At 32.1% G+C, this 22,643-nt stretch carries 13 protein-coding genes and 4 pseudogenes; 9 read left to right on the plus strand and 8 right to left on the minus strand.

Annotation, left to right across the window (positions count from 1 at the left end):
• Positions 1 to 160: 160 nt before the first annotated feature.
• Positions 161 to 1,537, minus strand: a complete 1,377-nt coding sequence (locus V7S50_RS17140; RefSeq protein WP_242254445.1) for a lytic polysaccharide monooxygenase — start codon at positions 1,535 to 1,537, stop codon at positions 161 to 163.
• A 1,265-nt stretch (positions 1,538 to 2,802) separates the two neighbouring features.
• Here V7S50_RS17140 and V7S50_RS17145 point away from each other — a divergent pair.
• The 6 genes and pseudogenes from V7S50_RS17145 (at position 2,803) to V7S50_RS17170 (ending at position 9,623) form a co-directional block, all read left to right on the plus strand.
• Positions 2,803 to 3,846 (plus strand): Fic family protein, encoded by a 1,044-nt coding sequence (locus tag V7S50_RS17145; protein ID WP_242254448.1) that lies wholly within the window; start codon positions 2,803 to 2,805, stop codon positions 3,844 to 3,846.
• An 855-nt stretch (positions 3,847 to 4,701) separates the two neighbouring features.
• On the plus strand, positions 4,702 to 6,210 hold the full coding sequence (locus V7S50_RS17150; RefSeq protein ID WP_063222327.1) for a spore germination protein: 1,509 nt from the start codon (positions 4,702 to 4,704) through the stop codon (positions 6,208 to 6,210).
• Positions 6,197 to 7,300 carry a GerAB/ArcD/ProY family transporter gene (locus V7S50_RS17155; protein WP_242254450.1) on the plus strand — a complete coding sequence of 368 codons (1,104 nt, stop codon included), beginning with the start codon at positions 6,197 to 6,199 and terminating at the stop codon, positions 7,298 to 7,300. Before V7S50_RS17150 ends, V7S50_RS17155 begins: the two co-directional genes overlap by 14 nt.
• Positions 7,297 to 8,424, plus strand: coding sequence for a Ger(x)C family spore germination protein (locus tag V7S50_RS17160; RefSeq protein ID WP_242254452.1), 1,128 nt, complete (start codon positions 7,297 to 7,299; stop codon positions 8,422 to 8,424). The genes V7S50_RS17155 and V7S50_RS17160 overlap by 4 nt, the downstream gene beginning before the upstream one ends.
• Positions 8,425 to 8,976: 552 nt before the next feature.
• Positions 8,977 to 9,357 (plus strand): annotated as a pseudogene (locus V7S50_RS17165) (response regulator aspartate phosphatase); the annotation flags it as partial.
• Positions 9,358 to 9,461: 104 nt separating this feature from the next.
• Positions 9,462 to 9,623, plus strand: a complete 162-nt coding sequence (locus tag V7S50_RS17170; protein WP_242254454.1) for a hypothetical protein — start codon at positions 9,462 to 9,464, stop codon at positions 9,621 to 9,623.
• On the opposite strand, the pseudogene V7S50_RS17175 reads toward V7S50_RS17170, so the two are convergent.
• The 6 genes and pseudogenes from V7S50_RS17175 to V7S50_RS17200 all read right to left on the minus strand — a co-directional run.
• Positions 9,595 to 9,825, minus strand: a pseudogene (locus V7S50_RS17175) (hypothetical protein); the annotation flags it as partial. The gene V7S50_RS17170 and the pseudogene V7S50_RS17175 sit on opposite strands and share 29 nt — an antisense overlap.
• Positions 9,826 to 10,649: 824 nt before the next feature.
• Positions 10,650 to 10,778 (minus strand): annotated as a pseudogene (locus V7S50_RS17180) (fascin domain-containing protein); the annotation flags it as partial.
• A gap of 231 nt (positions 10,779 to 11,009) precedes the next feature.
• A complete protein-coding gene (locus V7S50_RS17185) occupies positions 11,010 to 13,400 on the minus strand; it encodes a putative mucin/carbohydrate-binding domain-containing protein (RefSeq protein ID WP_242254456.1) in 2,391 nt (796 codons plus the stop codon).
• Positions 13,401 to 13,540: 140 nt separating this feature from the next.
• Positions 13,541 to 15,787 (minus strand): M60 family metallopeptidase, encoded by a 2,247-nt coding sequence (locus tag V7S50_RS17190; protein ID WP_242254457.1) that lies wholly within the window; start codon positions 15,785 to 15,787, stop codon positions 13,541 to 13,543.
• 561 nt (positions 15,788 to 16,348) lie between these two features.
• Complete coding sequence (locus V7S50_RS17195) at positions 16,349 to 17,617, minus strand: glycoside hydrolase family 5 protein (RefSeq protein WP_242254459.1); 1,269 nt, start codon at positions 17,615 to 17,617, stop codon at positions 16,349 to 16,351.
• A 316-nt stretch (positions 17,618 to 17,933) separates the two neighbouring features.
• Positions 17,934 to 18,161 (minus strand): hypothetical protein, encoded by a 228-nt coding sequence (locus V7S50_RS17200; RefSeq protein ID WP_063220989.1) that lies wholly within the window; start codon positions 18,159 to 18,161, stop codon positions 17,934 to 17,936.
• A gap of 342 nt (positions 18,162 to 18,503) precedes the next feature.
• On the opposite strand from V7S50_RS17200, the gene V7S50_RS17205 reads away from it, so the two are divergent.
• The 3 genes and pseudogenes from V7S50_RS17205 to V7S50_RS17215 all read left to right on the plus strand — a co-directional run bounded on the left by V7S50_RS17205 (position 18,504) and on the right by V7S50_RS17215 (position 20,526).
• Positions 18,504 to 19,769: a Y-family DNA polymerase gene (locus V7S50_RS17205; RefSeq protein WP_242254460.1), complete on the plus strand. Its 1,266-nt coding sequence runs from the start codon at positions 18,504 to 18,506 to the stop codon at positions 19,767 to 19,769.
• The gene (locus V7S50_RS17210) at positions 19,766 to 20,107 is read left to right on the plus strand and encodes a YolD-like family protein (protein ID WP_242254462.1); all 342 of its coding nucleotides are present in this window, start codon (positions 19,766 to 19,768) and stop codon (positions 20,105 to 20,107) included. The genes V7S50_RS17205 and V7S50_RS17210 overlap by 4 nt, the downstream gene beginning before the upstream one ends.
• Before the next feature lie 43 nt (positions 20,108 to 20,150).
• A pseudogene (locus tag V7S50_RS17215) lies at positions 20,151 to 20,526 on the plus strand (hypothetical protein).
• A gap of 95 nt (positions 20,527 to 20,621) precedes the next feature.
• Here the strand turns inward: V7S50_RS17215 and V7S50_RS17220 are convergent.
• Entirely contained in the window at positions 20,622 to 22,604 is a 1,983-nt protein-coding gene (locus tag V7S50_RS17220; protein WP_242254465.1) for a methyl-accepting chemotaxis protein, read from the minus strand.
• Between the last annotated feature and the right edge of the window lie 39 nt (positions 22,605 to 22,643).

Raw genomic sequence — 22,643 nt, forward strand, 5'->3', positions numbered from 1 at the left:
ATGGAATACCATTAGGATTCTTTTCTGATTTCATTTCGTAAACATTAGGATGGTGATTAAATTTATTAACATATCATTTAAACCATTCAGGGATTTATATTTGGAACGACCCTTTACTTCAAAGAAAAACCCAAAAATGTTAACTACATTTTCCCACTTATCATTTATTCAAAACTGGCTTCCAAAGCGATAGGGCAAAAATCCAATTTGTGTCACCATTGCCTTGATAATCTTGAACTGCTTCATACACTTTCCCCTCATGTACTACTCTATCACCTTTTGTATATGCTTTTCTTGCATCCCATTTTTCATATGTGGGATCCTCTAACTTTGTTGTTACATTCAAAATATCACTTCTACTAGATTCATTTCCAGCTAAATCAACCGCCGTCACTACATATTTATACGATGTATTAGCCTTCAATTCTTTATCCATAAAGGATGTGTTATCCGTTGTCCCAATTTTATTCATAACTCCAGCGCTTTCTCTATATACAATATAATGGTCTACGCCTACATTATCTTCAGACGGACTCCACATCAAGTCAACAGTTGTTGCTGTTGTACTCATACTATGTAATCCTTTCGGTTGAGTCGGAGCTTCTATATCTGGGATTTCATTTGTTGTCTTAACCTTTAGTTCTTCACTTTCTTTTGATATGTTTCCAGCAGAGTCTAACGCCTTTATTGTATAGGTATATTCCGTATTTGCTTTTAGTTTTTTATCAATAAATGTTGTACCTGGTACCGTATCAATTACTTCCCCATTGCGTAACACTTGATATTCCTTTACACCTATATTATCCGTAGAAGCCTTCCATGTTAGTGCAACACTATTGGCAGAAACTTTAGACGCATTTAATCCAGTTGGTTGACTTGGAGCTACTGTATCGGGAGTTTCATTATTTACTAGATTTACATCAATTACATTATAAAACGCGTTTGAAGTATCTGCTACATCCCATACAGCTAAAATAACATGATAACCATTTCGATCAGTTGGTACGTTAATTGTATGTGTTAAATTATTTGATGCGGCAGAACCATCATGTTTCACAGTTCCAATTGGTTCTAATTCAGCACGTGTTAATGGTTTATTAGGATCCCATCCCTTTTTTGTAATGTAATAATGCCATTTACTTGTAGGATGTGCAGCTGTATATTTCCATGTAAATGTATTTGCTCCACCCTTAATCGTATTTTTGAACCAGCGATTTGATGTTTGTTGGTCAAGAATCCCTCCAAACAGTCCTCCTGCCGAAGCGATTTTCCCATCAATCGGTCCACCATCTGGGAATCCTTTAGGCGCTTCTAAGCTTTGAGGTTCGTACATTATATTTCCACAATTTAAATTTAATGCTCCATAATTCTGACTACATAAAGCAGCACGACTGCTTGGCTTTTCAACAAATCCATGTGCATACGCACTTTGAGGTATCATTGTAATAGCCGTCACCCCTGCAGCTAAAATACAGGCACCAATTCCTTTTTTACTTTTTCTTAATCCTTCAAATTTAGATGTTAATTTCAAATTCATTCTTGTCCCCCCAATATATTATTGTTATCGCTAATATAATAGCAATATAGAGATAAACGAACAAATTGCTATTAAATATACTAATATCTCTCATACATTGATACATTTATTATTATTTTTAATCTTATATATCAATAAAATAAATACAATAACTCTATTTTGTAACATTATGTATTAATAGAGGAATAAAATCCTTACATTATTTCACAAAAAATTCAAATATTAATTTAAAGAATTATATTTACCCTCATGCTAAAAAAATACGTTTTTAAAGTAAAAAAAGTCTGGAAGAAACTAATTAAATCAGTCTCTTCCAGACTTCACATTTCTGCTATATAACATACAAACAAGTCATTTCCAAGGTTAAATTCACACATATTTTCTAAACCCTAAAAACACAATAAAATCATTAAGATATCCAACTTAACTTTATGTACTTTGGAATAGTCATCTTCTATCCTTTGAATCCTTACTGTAAACAAATCATCTAGAGATTGATAATATAAAGTAAGAAAAAGAGAATTAAAAATCCAATTCCCCCATAACATTCTATCAATTTATTGTATTATTTTTACCTAATAAGGTACAGGAACAAACAAAAAACTTCAGTGTGCTTGAAATTCCAATAAATATAAACGTTTTTAGGGTGAAACGTTTAAAGGGTACTTTACTGAATTTTTATTAAATGCTCCTGTACCTAGTATCTAAATTAACTCATGTCAAAATATTTTACAATACAAGTGTTGAACGTTACATATATCTATATTTAATGGTACATTTCATCAACATACCTCCCCTAATCTTTATCCTAAATATAGAAAGTTAAGCTCGTTAGGATTTAATTTTGGAATTCTCATCATAACAAATGAATAGATTAGGCACATAACTGTCACAAATTAATAGTTTATCTATTTTTTCAACCATGAAAAATTTATTGCCACTTCAATATTTACTCTAAAACTAAAACATATCTATAGCCACAACTACTTAATAATCTTTTAAAAGAGTCGATAGTTTTATATTTTTTATTTTTTTATTGTACATTTGTACATTTGATGTTAGGATTATGCCTATTAAAATTGAATCCTAACGATTCTTTTTTATAACTTTTATATTTTTATTATCAAATAAAAATATAGATTCTAAAACAAGATCAAAATCAGAACAAAAATGTCGTTATTTGATAATGATGTCATGAAACACCTTTAGAATGGAATGGAATGATATATGCAACAACGTGTTAAGGGGTTACAGGGGGAACAAAAATGAGAGATTTTTTTGATGATAAGTATAAAAATATTGAATTAAAAAGGAGGTTAATCAATTTAATAAGTGAAATTAGCGAATTCAAAGGAAAATTAGCTGCTTATCAGGAACAAAACCCTGACATATTTAATAGTTTAGAAAAAACTATACCACTACATTACATAAAAAATTTCACTACTATTTATGAGGATATAAAAGTTCCTAATAAAAGATTAAAAGAACTTATTTTAGATGATATAGTACCTCAAAACATTTCGGAAGATGCTATTTTTTGTTATTATCAAACACTTTCTTTTGTACATAAAAACTCCTGTACTTTATCAATTAATCCAGCAACTATACAGGAATTACATTTTCAACTAATACATTACCTTACCTCTGACAGTGCCAAATGGCGTGAAAAATCTTTTATTATTCCAGGTATTCCTGAGCATGGAATGCACTTGAATAGTTACCGCATTCTTCCACATGAACTCATTCCACAGTTTATGGAGCAATTATGTGATCAATACAACTCATTAAATACTAGTAAGGGGCTACATTCGCTTTTATTAATAGCTCGTTTTATATTAAATTTTTATTGCATAGTCCCTTTCAATCAAGGTAATGGCAGGCTAGCATTTATGTTAATGCAGTTGCTGCTAATTAAGAGTGGACATACATTTGTAAAATATGTATGTTTGGATAAGTATATTAAGAAAAATGAATCTGAATATTACAATTCGATTTATAAATCTTCGGTAAATTGGTACTGCGAGGAACACAATAGTAGCTTTTGGTTAAAAACGTTTTTAACTATTATATTAGAGGCTTACAAAGATCTGCATAACACTGTTCTAGATTCTATATGTAAACATACTAAAGTTGAGAGAATTCAGGATTTTATACTTAAACAAAAACAACCCTTTACTAAGGAAAGTATTCGTAACACATATCCAGACATTGCAGAGAGTACAATTAGTAAGGCTTTAAATTCCTTGCAATTATTTGGGCATATTAAGCTAGTTACAAAAGGAAGAAACGCAAAGTGGACTAAAGTTTGACCTTACTTTTAAAACTCTTACGATTCAAAAATTCAATTATAACGTTATCAATGGTTTTCATGACTTTGGGCTCAAATTCATGGAATTTCATTTTAATTTTAGGCTATTATTACTTTAGTTATATCTAATTCCTACAAAACATCTTATAGGAAAAGGGTACGTTTTCCACCACCCTTTCCTATAAAAATATTAGATATTAACGTAGAAAAATTGTCGAAAAAAGTCTCATTTTAATATTTTTTCTTTATTTTCTGGTTGTAAACGTTTTAATTTCATGTTACCATCTTAATCAAACAATAGAGGGTAATAAAAATAAAAGTAATTCTTTCCCTTAGAAACATATAAATGTACGGTAACATCAAGAAAATAAGGCCAAAGAAATATTTGATACCTACCAAAATAACCAATAGGAATTTTGCACTTTAATTTTTCTGTCAATTCAGAAAAAATATTTTGTCCCTAAACAAAAATTGTTAGCATGCAAAGTTTAAATACACTAGAACACCCAAATAAATGTAATGTCTTTTTAATCGATCATTAAAATATGAAAAAAGAATTCTTCCTACAAAATTCAACTGATTAACTTAAAGACATCTAAATTACTACCTTAATTGCCCTCTATTGTTGACAACATATTTACCAACTATGAAAAAGAGCCTTACAAGGGTTCTTTTTTGTTATAATCATTCAAATTTCAATTCTATCTTGATACTTAGATTTCCACACAAATTACCTCTACTTTTTTACTCTCAATTATTAATTTCCATTCCAAATTTGTTTAAATTTGTGAATAAAATTCCCTCAACTAAAAATAATAAATACAACTAATCGTTATATATTAAAGAGGTGTCAATTTTGTCCTTAAATGAAGAGACCTTAGAAACTAAAACAGATAAAAACATTAAAAACATCCAAACAAGTAACTTAAAAGAACTTAAAAATACATTAAATAATATCTTTGATATTAGTGCAGATTTAATCGAACATCCTTTGCAATTAAAAACAACCACGAATATTTTACTATATTATTTTGAAGGCCTTACAGATGGTGTCGCTTTAAAAAGCAATGTTGTTACACCATTACTACAAGAAGTAAATGAAGACAGTCAAATATTTAATTCTAATATTATTGCTACTCATACCAAAATAGTATTTACATGGAATGAAATTAAAGAAGGATTACTTGAGGGTCAATGTGTTCTATTTATGGAAGGAGAAAAGCGGTCACTTCTAATAAATACAAAAGGCTGGGCAGAAAGAGCAATTCAAGAACCCATTTCAGAAGTTACTATTAAAGGCTCACATGATGGATTTATTGAGAATGCCACAAAAAATATAGGCTTAATTCGTCGATATCTTCCTTCAACAGAGTTAAAGATCAAAAAGCTGACGATTGGAGAACGAGCCACTTCAGTAGTTTATTTAATTTACTTAGGTGATGTAGCAAACGCAGATGTAGTCCAAGAAATAGAAACTAGAATCTGTAGAATTAAAACGGATGCAGTATTGAGTATTGGAGAACTATCTAATTATACAAAAGATCAAAATTGGACTCCTTTTCCACAAGCTTATTTAAGCGAACGCCCAGATGCCATTTCAAATCATATACTCGATGGAAAAGTAGCAGTGTTAATGGATAGATCCCCTGGTGCAATGATTGTTCCAATGAATTTAATTGGATTCTTTCAAACTCCAGATGATTATAATATTCATTGGCTCATTGCTTCATTTTTTCGCTTATTACGATTTGCAGGATTTATTATAGCTATTTTTTTACCGGCATTTTATATTGCTATAGTGTCTTTTCACTTTGAAATCATTCCTATAGATTTATACACTTCTATTGCAACGTCTAGAGTCAAAGTCCCTTTCTCTCCCTTATTAGAAGCTTTTATAATGGAAATCACACTAGAAATGCTACGTGAAGCTGGTATTCGCTTACCACAACCCATTGGACAAACCATAGGAATTGTTGGAGGAATTGTAATTGGACAGGCGGCTGTTCAAGCAGGTCTTGTGAGTAACGTTATGGTTATTATCGTATCTATTACAGCCATTGCATCATTTATTGTTTCTAATTATGATTTATCAAGTTCTATACGCCTTATTCGTTTTCCAATGATGTTATTGGCATACTTTTATGGGATTGTAGGTATCGTTAGTGGATTAATGCTCTTATTCGCTCATTTTGTTTCACTAACCTCCTATGGTTCACCATACGGATTGCCAATCGCGCCATTTCGGCTTCAAGAATTAAAAGATTCTTTTGTAAGATTTCCTATTTCTATGATTACCACCCGCTCAAGTACAGGACAGCCGAAACAAAAAAAGAAAAAAGAAGGTGGTTCGCATGGGGAATCTTAAATTCCAAAACATAACTTTATTTGAATTTATTATTTTCATTCATTCACTGCAACTTGCATCAGGTATGTTAATCATGCCAAGCCCACTTGCTACTACGGCTGGCACAGATGGCTGGATTTCTATCATTCTTGGCTGGATAACTACTTCTATAATCGGCGTATTTATTATATTATTGTTACAAAAAAATCCCAACAAAAATTTCTCACAAATCCTAAAAACGTACTTTGGTAAATGGATAGGGACAATTCTTTTTCTTTTATATGCCTTTTATCTATTTTTTGCTGGCTTTAATACTTTATTAAAGGCAACTGATATTGTAAAAGTGTGGATATTCCCTTCCACTCCTGCTTATCAAATCACCATATTATTACTATTTCCTTTTATTATTTTGGCCCTGAGTGGGTTAAGGGCTCTTACTAGTTATTCTATGCTTGTTTTCTTCTTCACTACTTGGATGCCACTATTTCTTCTTTTTTCACTAAAGACTAACTACAACCCTTTACACCTATTACCTATTTTTAAAGATGGATTATACCCTATTCTAAAGGCAACAAAAGAAACCATTACTCCTTATGCTGGCTTAGAACTTGCATATTATATATACCCGTTCTTACAAAAAAAACAAAAAGCCATAAAAGGACTACTAATTGCGAATACTGGAACCATGTTTTTCTATCTATATGTGACTATTCTTTCTTATATATACTTTAGTCCGGAGGGGATAAAAGACGTAATCTGGCCAGTATTTCATCTGTTAAAAGGGGTTCGTTTTTCTTTCATGGAACGATTAGAAATTATATATATCGCTTACTATTTAATTGTATTTTCCACTACGATATATCCGTATTTATTTTTCAGTTTTAAATCTGTGACCATTTCACTTCAAAAAAACGCGCGCAATTGGGCGCTGCTTGCTTTTATGTTATTTATAGTTGGCCTATTTATTTTCCTAAATCCCGATGTGGATCAATATTTGTTTATATATTCTCTTATGGATATCTTAAATGTCGTTTTCTTTATTCTATTACCAATCTTATTTTTCGCTTACAGTATTCTTTTTACTTGGATTACTAGGAGGAAACAACTTTGATTCGAAAATGGATATGGATTGTAATTTGTTGTGTATATTTAATTGGTTGTAGTCAGAGAATTCCTCTTGAGAAGGTTTCATTAATCCTGTTAATTGGCTTGGATAGAACCCCTAATGGAGACATAAAAGTTGGAACAAGCATACCACACTTTCATCATAAACAGCCAAAAAGCACTATAGAACATTGGACACAAGCATCTACTGTATATACTGGATTCAGTAAAATAGATACGAAGTTAACTGGCTTTATGACAGCTTCCAAAGCTGAAATCATTTTAATTGGGAAAAAATTGGCGCAAGAAGCAAATTGGTTGCAGGAGCTTGATTCCTCTTATCGTGATCCTTACGCTACCATTAATGCTAAAGTAGTACTTGTAGATGGACCTGCAGAAGAAATTTTTAAAATTCACAAGCCTAGTAAACCATCACTTTCATCTTATATAAATGGTGTAATCGAATCGTCAATTCAAAATAACCAATCCGTCTCTTCTACAATTCAACAATTAATGAGAGAACAAAATGAAGAAGGAATGACGCAAACTGTTCCAATTATCAAAAAAACAAAGAATGAAATCGACACAGTAGGAATTGCATTTTTAAATCGCCGAGGGAAATACTTAACTCATATCCCTAAAAAAAATGTTAAATTTTTCAATCTTATAAATAAGCCAAAAAGTAACGGCCGAATGATACTACACCTTGCGATTCCTCCTAAAAAACCTAACAAAAAGACAAACACATCTATCTTCGTACAGAACGCGACAAGGAAGGTAGATGTTAATTATCAAAACGGAAAGTTTTTATTTAATTTCAATATATATGCTAATGTAGCTTTAATAGAAAAAACCAATGCGAATTTAATTAAGGGGCACTATGATAATAAAAAAAATATAAATAATTTAAAAAGTGCTATTCAAAAAGAAATTAATGATAATTTACAAAATATATTAAATGAAATACAGCAGAATAAAATTGATCCAATTGGATTATCCCTATATGCTAGAGCTTTTCAATATAAAGAGTGGAAAAAAGTAAAAGGAGATTGGTTGCAAGCGTTAGCAGAGGCTAAAATAAATGTAAAGACACACATCAAAATAAAAGATACTGGGACCATTAGAAATTAGTCTAGCATTTAATAGCATTTCTCAAAGGAATCACATATTGTTCTAGTGATTCCTTTGTTCTGAAAGAATAATGCTTTGTTTTAATGAAAATATCTTTTCCTGTCAAAAAGCTTAGTTCAAAGAAAAACTTCCTATCTTCTTCTACTTAACCTATCTGAAAAGGAAACAAGGTGAAAATTTGAATAATTATACTGTGCTTTAACAAATTTATAACTATCCCCTTCTTGTAGCTACTCCACTAAAGCTCTTACTTATATATTGAGCCTCTGGTTTACTTTCTCCAATGGTGATAAATTCATCAACTGCTGATTCTATGCAAAAATAGCTTTTAGAATCATCTTTTTAATAAATTTTAGGTATTAAATACTAAGTATATTCGACACAAATTGATTATTTTTTATGAATTTTATTGAAAATCATTGTAAAATACCTCCATTTTCCCTTCTATTTTGCTATGATAGTTACAATTAAATAGGATTAAGATATTTCTATAGGATCGGGGAGTATATAATGAGTGTTTCATTAAAGAGAAATGAATAATTAACCTCTCTATTGAACGACTGGTATCGATCTATGCTATCTCAACAAGTTATAAAAGCTACTAATCTGAAAAAGAACATTGATGGAAAAATTAATAAGTTAAGCATTGAATCGAATCAAGAGCGTCAAAATCAAAATTTGTTACTTTATTACTCACTACTTGAATTTCGCTACACAGTCTTAACAGATAGCCTCCGTATTCAACAAAATAGTTTTGATGCTATTAGTGATTATGATATGCCTACAGACCATTTTCTACGCTTCTATTATCACTTTTTTAAATCCATTCATTCCACTTTTATATCAAGTTTTACTGAGGCAGAGGAACATTATAAACTGGCAGAAAAGATATTAGTAGACATTCCAGATGAAATTGAACACGCTGAATTATTTGCCACAAAATGTAGACAATTAGAGAACCACCAAAAGGTAAGTGACTATTTCTATATTTGTTACCAAGCCAGACGAAAATCAATTGAAAAAGGAGTGTTAAAATAATGAAAAAAATCAGCCTATTATTATCAGGTATTGCTTTTATTGGGGTTCTAACGGTGGGAATTTCTGAGTTTTATAAAACAGATCAGCTTGCAACCCATGGACATTATCCGGCTCCTTCATATAGTGTTGGCGATCATAGTGGTGCACCACAACAAACTTAGTATAAGTGTATGTAAAGCCCATCCATTTGTTAATTTTCATCTTAATAAACGTTTTACCTATAAGTATTAAAAATAAAATATTTATAAGCCAGTTTATCATCAGCTCATATTTTAGAATGTATACTGCCATTATACAAGCAACGATATTAGTCGCAATGCCCAAGGCAACCATGGCTCCCCAAATCCTGTCCGAAAGTCCCACTCCTTATTCAGTCCCTTCCTAAAAAAACATTCTTTTCCTTAATTCGTTCCTACACCCTATTCAAGATATGCTGTATTATCCTTGTCTGATGAATATCTATTTATCTTTTCATATAGAGTAAACAAAATTTTCACTCATAATTTTTTCTTTATCAGGCAAACTAAGTTTAAGCCGTTTGAACTAGCGGCTTCACTCTTCTGGTAATGGGTAGTAATTTATAGTAATTGACTAACTCATTCAGTCCATTGGCACTGGCAGGCGACAAAATTGTTGTCTGCCATTTTCATGTATACTTTTTCTAATTTCATTCCAAACCATACGTTCGCTTTGCTGATTTTGAATAAGTAAAAAAGAAAAAGCTCAGTCCACTTTTGGTATAGAGCTTTTTCTTTTTACATATACTATTTTTGAGCCTTTTTACCAATACGTGTCCTATTGGTGTCTTAAATTCCTCCTAAAAAGGGCGGCAGATACGACTGCATGCTCTTTTTTATTTATATTGCTGTTCTATATCCACAATAAACCAAATGAAAACTAAAAATGCACTATTACATATCTGTTCAGTCCAGATTATGTTAAAATTTCTTATGTTGTTTATTTCATAGTCGAATTATGGTTTCGTATCTAATTCAATAATATGTGAGCTGTATACCAAAAGAAAAGACACCCAAAAGGTGTCTTTTCTTCTTTTAATCTAAAAAACATTTTTCTTTTTCAGGAAGATTTATTATCTCACTATCCTAAACCTCTAATTCAAAGACCTTTTGATCACGGTGCTCAAAAGGTTTCATCTATATTAACATGTAAATAGTTCACTTCCTAATTGATTGGTTGGCTGCCAATGCATCATTCGATGGGGTTATCATCATTATCATTAGAACCATCGGTAACACCATTAAAACTAACTTTTTAAAGATCTTATTACCATTTGCATGAGCTATGAACCTCTTCATTCTCATTCCTCCCTTAATATATAGCACTCATATACATCACACTAAATATGTAAAATATTATAATGAAATAAAGTCTTTATCAACAAATACCTTATTATTCGTTTTCTTTTTTCTCAAATCTATAGCACCTAAACATCACTCAGTCCTCAAACATATTTTTAAAATTAATTTCACTTTATATTAAATAAAAGCCAAATAGGCGTTCATAATGAACGACTATTAAGCATCTAACTAAAAATTCGAATATTTTTCATGTGAATCTATTTTGTTTAATCCCGTTGAAGTAACTTGATAGATTCTTTTTTTGCCTATATATTCTTGTTTATTATTCTCAAGGTTAGTAAGTGTAGCCCGAGTCTTTTCATTCACTGCTTCCCCTTCTATATGGGTAAACTCAATATAATCTCCCACTTTGACTGGCACAGTTTGGCTTTCAGCAGTTTGCTGTCTATTTCCCACTATTTCCTTATTGTACACAACACTACCGGATGAATTCTGTACTTTGATACTCGCATACGTATTATTAAAATAAGAATGTGGTACGCCTGCTTCTAAATTCACCTGCATTTTCTCTGTTACCCTATTATAATTTACTTTTGCGATTTCTCGATCATTATATCCCTTTAAAGACCATGCAAATTGATTTCCATCTAAAACTGTTGTTTCTGGCATTTTCTCTACTTTCTTCAGGCCTTCTTTTGTAACTTGATACCTGGCTGTCTTTCCAATTGTTTCATTTTTGTTATTTTCAAGGTTAGTTAAGGTTGCTCGCGTTTTCTCCTTTGTTGCTTCTCCTTCTATATGGGTAAATTCAATGTAATCCCCTACCTTGACTGGCACAGTTTGGCTTTCAGCATTTTGTTGTTTATTTCCCACGATTTCCTTATTGTACAGAACATTTCCAGAAGAATTCTGGACCTTAATACTCGCATACGTACTAGCAAAATAGGAATGTGGTATACCTGCTTCTAGTTTTATCTTCATCCCTTCTGCCATTTTATCGTAATCTACTTTTGCAATTTCTCTATCACTATATCCTTTTAATGACCATGCAAATTGATTTCCATCTAAGATTGTTGCTTCTGGCATTTTTTCTACTTTCTTCAGACCTTCTTTTGTAACTTCGTATATGGCTTTTTTTCCAAAGCTCTCTTGCTTACTATTATCGACATTTGTGAAAGTAGCTCTATGCACACCCTCTAGATGTGTTAACTCGATATAATCTCCTACTTTGACTGGTACCTTTTGTGATTCAGCATTTTGCTGTTTGTTTCCATAAATATCTTTGGTATAGATCACTTTACCTGATGTATTTTGCACTTTAATACTCGCATATGTACTATCAAAATAGTCATGTGGTACACCTGCTTTTAGATCAATTTGCATTTCTTCTGTTGATTTATTTAAATTTACTTTCGCAAATTCAAAGTCTCCAATCCCTTTCAGCGACCATGCAAATTCGTTACCTTCAAAAATGTTTGGAGATTCATTTTTGATTTGTACCTTTTTCTCAACAGTTTGATCAAATAAATCCGTTAATACAATTTTTGCATAAGCATTTGTTGATAATGATATAGATTGACTGATTCTATTTTGATAAGATTTAATATCATCAATTACGTTAATAGGTTGGCCCGTCATATTTTCATTGTTATAAATTTCAATTTTCCCCTTAAATTGCGGTGTACTATTTTCTTTTAGTTTCCAAGATACATTTAATTTTTCATTTTCATAATATATAGATTGGATATCAAAATCTAGTTTTCCTATTTCAGGTTGAGTAGGTTGATTTAGCGTGAATATTTTTCCTGATCCAATGGTAGACTGCGTATTACCTCCTGCTTTGACCCATACATATTCTGAAGTGGCTCCTCCATCATATTGATAAGTATTATCATGCGCCCCTGAAACATTTTGATTATTCCAAGAATTCCATTGTTTATCTACTAACTTTCGGCTATAACCATTTTTCAGGCGCGCTTCTCGAACATTCTGTCCACTATCAGCCCAGTCTTCTTGAAACATTCCTAATCCATGATTAAACGCAACATTAGCGACAGGAAAATCCATAATTGCAATTTGATGCCATTTATTATTTGTTACATCTTTCAGCCATTGTCCAAATTTAGTATGACCATTTTCTTGCCATGAACGCATTGTCATTCTGTACCAATTGTAGTCTTTCCAACCATAAGTTGTTTGAACCTTCATTCCTGTTCCTTCTCCTCCAAAGGGTCCAGCTTGCGAATTCGGAGATAAGTATTCGGCCTTTATTGCTTCTTTAGAGGAAATTGGATCCCATAAAGCAAAATGTAAAGTACGTTTTCCATTTTCATCAAACCCACTTTGTTGTTGAAAACCAGCATATCCTCCAGCTTCACCACCTGCATTCCAGTTGTGTACAGCCCAGTACGTATAAGGTGGAGTCTGAACTGGTGACCAGTCTATACTAATAATATCTGAGGCAGGTATATTTTGGGGACTGACATAAACTGCTGGAGCAGCTGAATGTGTTGCAGCTTTAGTGTGCGAAATAGACGTTCCAAACATAGAAAACATGCTACATGCTGCGGTAATTATAATAACTTTATTAAATCTTTTCTTTTCTTTCTGAATAATCACTAATCTTCTTCCTTTTCTAATTTTAATTTTTGAATAATAACTTAATAGAGAAATCTATCAAAATTCAAGCAACATCCAGTAATTCTTTAAAATACTGCCCCAATTTATGTTGTTCTATCTTCACATCTGATTCTTACATATTACTTGATTGTAAGTGGTTTCCATAACGCTACTGCAAATATCCAATTCGGGTCACCATTTCCTTGATGATTTTGAACAGCTTCATACACTTTCCCTTGATGTTCTACTTTGTCTCCCTTTGTATACGCCTTCTTTGGATCCCATTTCTCATAAGATGCATTTTGATCTTTTGTTTTTACCGGAAGAATGTTACTTTGAATTGATGTATTTCCAGCTGCATCTACAGCCTTCACTGCATATTTATATTCCTTATTAACTGTTAAGTTCTGATTAGTAAACGTCGTTCCTTGTACTGTTTGAATCAATTGTCCATCGCGTAATACCTGATATTCTTTTACACCTACATTATCTGTAGAAGGATTCCATTTTAGCTCTACACTGTTAGAAGTAAGGTTGCTTGCATATAATTCTTGTGGCTGTGTCGGAGCCTCTGTATCTGGTTTCGGATTAACAATTTGATTTACTTTTTTCAGACCATCCTTTGTAACTTCGTATATGGCTTTTTTTCCAAAGCTCTCTTGTTTACTATTATCGACATTCATAAAAGTAGCTCTATGCACACCTTCTAAATGTGTTAACTCGATATAATCTCCTGCTTTGACTGGTACCTTTGGTGATTCAGCATTTTGCTGTTTGTTTCCATAAATATCTTTCTTGTATACTACTTTCCCCGATGCATTTTGTACTTTAATACTCGCATATGTTTCATTAAAATAATGATGCGGTACGCCTGCTTTTAAGTCCACTTGCATTTCTTCAGCCGACTTATTGAAATTGATTTTAGCAAACTCGAAATCACTTATTCCTTTTAGTGACCATGCAAACTGGCTTCCTTCTAAAATATTATTTGCATTAGGCACATCTGGTTTAATCGGATTAGAATCCGTCCCCTTCCAAATCTCTGCTGTTAAAATTGGATATCCTAATGCATTCACTTTTTGAATGGTATCGTTATTTGGACGTAATCCCCACTTCTCAAAGAAAGGAATCAAATTTTGTTTGGCTACTTTTGATGCTGAGATCATAAATAATTGTTTTTTATTTTCATCAGTTTGTGGAAGTTCATTAGAAGGCATATCTCTATACAATTGATGCAATTTAGGATAGAAGTCTTCTCCATATGCTAACTGTAGTTGCCAGAGCATAACGAGCTTAACAAAAACATCACTAACTTCGTCATAATTTTTATTAGGTTGTTCTAAGTATTGAAATGCCTTAGTATAAGCGCCCTCTTGTTGCAATCTAAAAGGTTGATTAGATGTAAATGCTTTTTCTACAGAAAGGCTGTAAATATTATTTTGTACTTCTGTCATATTATAAAATTTCCAAGGTGATTGCTGTCTCAAATGCCCTGCCTCATGCCATGGACCCCAACCATCTTTTATAAATTTATTAATATCCAACACGTATTGGATTGCATCTCCTACATATGCAGTTCGATAAGAAGTCGCATACATATAATAATCTGGCGAATGATTTTCTTCTACGTAATGAATATAATGCTTGTCTACTTGTTCTTCGGATAATCCAGCTACCTTGTCTTGAACTCGAGTAGCTTCATCCATCTTTTTTAAGAGTTGTACAGGATCTGTATTAGAACCTAGCAAATATTTCTTAACACGTGCAGGGCTGGCCGTAATTAATACACGTTCTCCTTTTAGCTCCACTGCATGTGCATTTGGATATTGGTTCAGCATTTCTATTAAATCTTGTTTTGTATGCTTGCCTAGTTCAAAGAGAGGAGTAGTCGTTCCACCAGTTGTGACCGTTGTTCGAATGGTACCACCTTGTTGTTTATTGTAAAAATAAATCATTCCTCCATTTGGCGATTGGATTGTGTTTATACCTGGTTTTAATGTAAATGATTTTATTTTAGAATCTTCTCTCCAAGAAGCATCATACGAATACGTTCCAATATATGCTTGAATATTTTGATTTCCTTCTACATTAATCGTTATTTGTTCATTTGGCTTTGCATATAAACCAGTCGGTTCATATGGACTAAATGCCATACTTTTTCTTTCCTGTTGTTTCAGTACCTCAACATCCCCTTTTCCTGGGACTGTATACGCTCTGTTTTCTGATTTAACTGAATTTTCATCTTGAAGTGATGTCGATATTTTATTTGGCTGCTGCGGTTCCTCTGCAATGATATCTGTTGTAGAAATCATTCCAGTTGCAAGCATAGTTACTGTAGCGGTGGCTGCAAGTATTTTTCTCGTTTTATATTTTGAATTATTCCCCATATTTTCTCCCTCATTTTTCCTTAATGCACTTAAGGATTTTTGTTTTTTTATGTTTTTACAACCCAAGCTATTCATGCTATCTATGTTGTATCTTTTAATCTATTTTTTCTCATAATAATCTCCTTTTCTTTATTTATCATTGTATACAAATACTATTTGATGACACATTAAATAACAACTTTACGATAAACTCATCAATAACAAACTATTATGTTTTGATTCAACACCCATAACTTCCATCTAATTGTATAAATGTATTCATTCGGCGAAATAAGTAAATAAATTTCAACATTTAAAGCTTATAATCTAGCGAAAAATTCATAAAAGTTTTTTAACTTCAATGGTTTAAATAATTGCAACCACATTTATTTAAACTTCCTTAGCTTTTTTCTAAACTATTCTCTAAGAATCTTGTTGTTTTTTGTATATAAACCTGGTTGCTACTCTATATGTAAAAGAAAGACGGAATCTTTAATATAACTCCGCTTTTTTAATATAAAAAGCACCTAATTCTATTTGAATTAGATGCTTACATTTAGTTCTTAAACCAAGCATTCTAAACTACTTATGCCCCTGTAAATCTTTTTTTATTACATCCCAGAGTGAATTATCTTGGCGTATCGGTTTACCCTCTTCGTCCCATTTTATTTTTCCTGTTCCTAATTCATAATTCATTCCTGTCCATGTATCTTCACGAAATGCATAGAATGATTTATGCCAACCTTTTTGATTGAAGATAGAAATAAGATCTTGCATGTATTGGGTAGCTCCTGGAACAGTACGGTTAATTCCAAATTCCTCTGCAATAATTCGATTAGATGGTACATGATTTTTCTTAGACCATTGTTGAATCGGCTTTAAAAATTTCTCTAATCCCTGTTTATTCCACATTACAGGTTTCTCTAAATCCCCTACGTTTACTAGTCCTGGATATTGATATTCCTTGTTTTGTTTTTCACCTTGACTCGTTAATTCATATGGTTCATACATATGAAATGCGTATAGTGTTTTTTTATCCTCTACTGGGTTTAAATATTTAAAAGCCCATGGAGTAGCATATAAACCTGAATCTAAAATAACCGGTGTTTCTTTGTCCACTTCACGAATAGAGTTAATCACCTTTTCATAGAATCTGTTTAAATCCGCTGTTGTTCCTTTCACTTTTTTATACCATTTCTCGTAATCTTCCGTCCAAAAATCATTATATCTATTATTTTTAGCTGTTTCTGGATGCGGTTCATTTATAATATTATAACCAACCACTGCGGGGTGATCTTTTAGTTCCAAAGCAAGGTCTTTCCAAAATTGACTTGCTTGTTCTTGATACTTCTCTTCTTCCCATATTCTGTCGTCATTCTTGTTATTATTAAATTGGCGCCATCGATCACCAGGCAAGGATAACATTGTAAGAACAACTTTCATTCCCTGCGATTGTGCGGCATCTAAATCTGCTTTTAATTTTTCTAAATCCTCTTTTACTAATCCCTGATAGTTATCTGCATTACCTATCAGAAAATCCTTTCCAGAGGTATCTGGTTTATCTTCAAATAAAAAATCTTTATCCTTTGTCCATTTATCAGGTGCTAAACGAACATATTCAATATTAGCTTCTTTTGCACTTTTATAGTTCTCAGGTAATGACGTACTATTCATGAAATTAGTGCCCTTCCTTTTTGAATCCCAAAAACTAATTTTTGAATCGCTCTTGTAATAGGTATCAGCTCTTACATTCATTTCCTGTACTCCAAAATTCATCATGCCCAATAACGCAACAATTGGCAAAATTTTTTTCACAACTTTTCCTACTTTCTCTTTATATTTTACACACATAACATACCTGTGTTTTGTTACAGGAATATGGCAATTTTCCAAAAATACCTTTTATGTTTATAAAATGGAAGGTCATTCACTCATAAATAAAAAAGAAATAATTAGGAAGTTGCTTCATTTTCTAAAAAACAAAAAAGGAATCCTTTATGGATTCCTTTTTGACTTGCACTCTTTTTCAAATAGTGCATTTTTGCACCTACTTTTAGTATACCTTACAATTCTTATAAAATAAATAAGATTAAATAAAATTCACTTCTATATTTTCATAAAATATCACACATACTCCCTCATAATTTTACAGATAAAATAGGGTATTTTAAAACTCATCTCTTGAACATTCCTTTAGTTGCTCCATAGCAATTTTACGCGCATGTTCCTCACTATCTATCAAAGTCAATCCTTGTGATATATAACTCCAAAATTCAGATCCACAATCCTCCATCCATCTATAAGCTTCTGTTGTGTATAGCCCATCTTTTCTTTTAATGATTTGAACCTTATAGTTTTTACTTGGAGAAAAAAACTCTTGTATAACCTGCTCCATTTATGAAACATCCTCCTTAAATCTATTATTTGAAATTATATTTTCACATAATCTCGTAATAGAAACTTCTTTTTACGATAAATTACTATCACTTTTTGAAAGGATAATATACCTTACATCCTCCCATCATTTTCTTCCTGTACTAACCAATATAAATGATACAGCTTATATCCTAGAAATTTCAATAACATTTGGCCGTTACTTCTCTCTGTCGTTCTACTTATTTCTACTACATATAATTAAATATTTTTTCAGAAACCACTTCATAAAAGAACGTAAGTTCGTGTATAATAAGAACAAGAATAGGAACAAACGTTCTCATTATTATTAGGAGGAGTTATAGTGTATGACTATTCAATTTTACCGAATAGAATCATTTTATGTGTTGATCTTCGTAGCTTTTATGCTTCTGTTAGTTGTATCAAAATGGGATTAGACCCACTTCATACAAAATTAGCTGTAGTCGGTGATGTGAATAGGAATGGGTCCATTGTTTTAGCCGCAACTCCACCTTTAAAAGCAATGGGAGTAAAGAAGTTGGCAAGGCTATACGAGATTCCTCGGCAAAAAGATATTCTTATTGTGAATCCAATTATGAGAACCTATATTAAGTGCTCCAATTACATAACGAAGTTAGCTCTACAATATGTTCCTATTGAAGACTTTCATCAATACAGCATCGATGAATTTTTTATGGATATTACCGATAGCATCCATCTATTTGCTCGGAATCCAAATGAATTTGCATTACAGTTTAAACGTGAAATATATGAACACACACGAATTGAATGCACAATCGGGATTGCACCTAACCTATTGATGAGTAAGGTAGCTTTAGATATTGAAGCAAAGAAAAATAAAGACGGAGTCGCTTATTGGACATACGAAGATATACCTACAAAATTATGGAGCATACGACCGCTTAGTAAGTTTTGGGGAATTTCGCATAAAACAGAAACAAAATTAAATCAAAAAGGAATACATTCAATTGGTGATTTAGCTAATTATCCTCTTAAATATTTAAAACAAAGCTTCGGCGTGATTGGCGAAGAATTACACTTACATAGTAATGGGATTGATTTTAGTCGAATTTCAGAGAAATATGTTCCGGTTACAACTTCTATAGGAAAAAGCCAAATTTTAATGCGTGATTATACAATAGAAGAATTTCCGATTATCCTACTGGAACATACCGAAGAAGTTTGCTATCGATTAAGACAACAAAACAAACTTGCTCAAACCGTTCAATTTTCAATTGGATATAGTAAAAGTTATTCGGGTGGCTTTAGCAAAACACATACCTTAAGCCGTCCCACCAACTTAACCATGGACATTTATCAAGTTTGTCTATATTTTCTACATCAACAATATACTGGAGAACCAATTAGAAGTATTACTATTTCTCTAACAAAACTAATTGGTGAAGGAGAAGAACAAATTTCCCTTTTTGATAACATCATACAACGAGAAAAAGAAATAAAGCTAACGAAAGTAATGGATGAAATACGCACAAAGTTTGGAAAAAACAGCATATTAAGAGGAATTTCCTATACAAATAATGCAACAGCAAGATACAGAAACACACTGCTAGGGGGACACAAAGCATGAACAACGCTAATATGCCAAAAGGCAGAGGAATGGTCAAATGGACGCCGTTTGCAGCAATGCCAGAACAATTCGTCGGAATACGTGAAATGATCAAAGAGAAATCTAAAGTATCGCGTCCCACTTTAACCTCTGAAGAGAAAGAACTGATTGAGAACATGTTACTATGTTCGTTGCTATCTGAAGAAGAGATATTAATTACATATTATGAAGATGGTTATTTACTCACCAACTATATGACCGTTATCGATATAGATTCATTACATAGATCTATCATATGTAATGATGCTTTCTATAATAAGATGACAATACAATTTCCGAATATAATAGACGTAAAATAGATTTAGGTGATTATCTTTGGAGTATTATAAAGGAGAATATAAAATGCAAGGGAATCAGATAAGAAAGAATACAGCGAGAAGAATTACTCATAATGATATAAATAACTATCCCTATTTAAAATATACCTATGATTATCAATGAGAAAAATGGAATAACTTACGAGGTTTTAAGCGCTGGTTTTCATAATAATGATGCAGTAGCGATGATAACGACAGATGGTTTCGCTACAACTAGGGTAAATACACCGATCGTAACAGTAAAAAACAATGATGGTAGTATCCAAGCATTCCGCTTACCTTTAGAATTGGAATACTGGGTACTTTCATGTATGTGTGCTGCTTCAACAGGGAGAAATCCGTTCCCATGTAAAGTCGCTTTTGGAATCATTGATACTAAATTTCATGTAGAATTCACATGAAAAAGGAGCAAATTAAATTGCTCCTTTTATCGTTATAAGATTTTTAACTTCTATCCTTAAACATACTATCTAGGATTCTATCCTAGAATTTGAACTTATATCTTAAATCCACCAATTAATTCTTGAAGTTCTTCGGCCATCTGTGCTAATTGTATTGCTGAAGAATTTATCTCTTCCATAGAAGCATGTTGCTCCTCAGATGAACCGGCTATCGTTTGCATACTTGAAGAATTCTCTTTCACAGCCATAGATATTTGATTAATTGATGTATCGACTTCCATTACATCACTTGTCATTTTATTTGATAATTCCACCATACCATGTACTTTTGACACGATATCATTTGCAGATTTTGAGATTTCATAAAAACTTTGTTTTGTATCATTCGCAACCTGAATCCCTGACTGCACTTCAACTCCTACTTCATTCATAGCTTTTACAGTCTCATGTACATCTGCTTGTATTTCCTTAATTATACTTCCAATTTCCATTGAAGATTCGGATGATTGCTCTGCTAGCTTCCTAACTTCATCGGCAACAATTGCAAACCCTCGCCCTTGTTCTCCTGCTCTAGCTGCCTCAATTGCTGCATTCAATGCTAATAAATTTGTTTGTTCCGCAATATTTTGAATCGCTTCTAATATACTTCCAATTTGTTGCGATTTCTTATCTAATAATTTTATTACAGTATCGGATTGAGAAACAGAGTGATGGATAGACTGCATTTGCGCTACAGTTTGTTCTACTAATTTTTCACCTTCATTGGCTTTTTGTTTAGTGTATATGGATGAAGTCGATACTTCAGAAGAATTATCAGCTACGTTTTGAATATTTCGCGTTACCTCACCAATTAATTCAGCTCCAGACTCCACTTCATTATTTTGAACTTCTGCACTATTCGAGATTTCTTCCATCTCTCTTGTAATTTGTTCTGTTGCAACGCTTGCTTGCTCTACGCTAGCAGTTAGTTCCTCAGACGAAGCAGCCACATGTCCTGCAGATGTGTTAATTTGAGAAATTATATTACGTAACGATTTTGCCATTGTGTTGAAACTACCACCTAACTGACCAAGTTCATCCTTTGAACGAATATCTATTTTCTCAGTTAAATCTCCCTGACTAATTCTTTGAGCTGAAATAACTAATCGTTTTAGTGGATTAATAATAGATTTAAGAATGAAGAAAATTACAATTCCACCTAACAATAATGAAGCCCCTATTATAGTGAGAGTTTTATAAAAAATAGGATTGGTAGCCTCTTCAATTTCTTTCGTAGGCATTATACCAGCTATTTTCCAACCTGTTTTTTTGTTTGTCTTAAAGCTTATGTTTCGATCCTCTCCATTAAGGCTATAAGTAATTACTCCATCTTCTTTCTTATATAGATCATCTGCTAATGATTTCTCTAATTTCTCACCTGGCTTACGTGTAGGATGAACAACTATAGTCTTATCTTGACTTACTATAGATACAAAACCTTGTTTTCCTATTTTTATCATTTTAGAAGTTTTTACGATATCATCAATATTTAAGTCCACACCAATGACACCACTTTTATCAGCATTTTGCTTTGCAATTGCTATTACCATATTTCCTGTAGACTTTGATTTATAAGGAGACGAAACAATAATTTCTCCATTGGCTTTTACTGCATCCTTATACCAACTACTTTCTAACGGATTAAATCCTTCTGGTATTTTTCCAACAGGTGCTTGAATAAATTGATTATTACTGGATGTAGTATAAATTGTTTCTATCTCTGGATGTAACTGTATATATTGTTCAAATTTACTTTGTACATTTTGCAATTGGTCAGCATTATAATCACCTTGTTTAAGTATCTTTGCAAAATAAGTTACATCTACATGTTTATTTTCTAATTCATCATCAACTATCTTATTTAAAATACTCACATTATCTTTCGCAGCTTGTAGAATTGTATCATTAAGATCAGTTTTCGACTCATTATAAGATGTTATTCCCACAATAAGACTTGGTATAATTAATATTGCAATAAATGCCATAGACAACTTCGTTTTAAGCTTCATTTGTTCCAATCTTTCTTTTATTTTAAACACTCTCTACTTCTCCCTTTCATTCTAACAACTGATATAGTT

It is taken from the genome of Bacillus sp. CCNWLW194 (genome assembly GCF_037120585.1).
Taxonomy (GTDB): domain Bacteria; phylum Bacillota; class Bacilli; order Bacillales; family Bacillaceae_G; genus Bacillus_A; species Bacillus_A basilensis.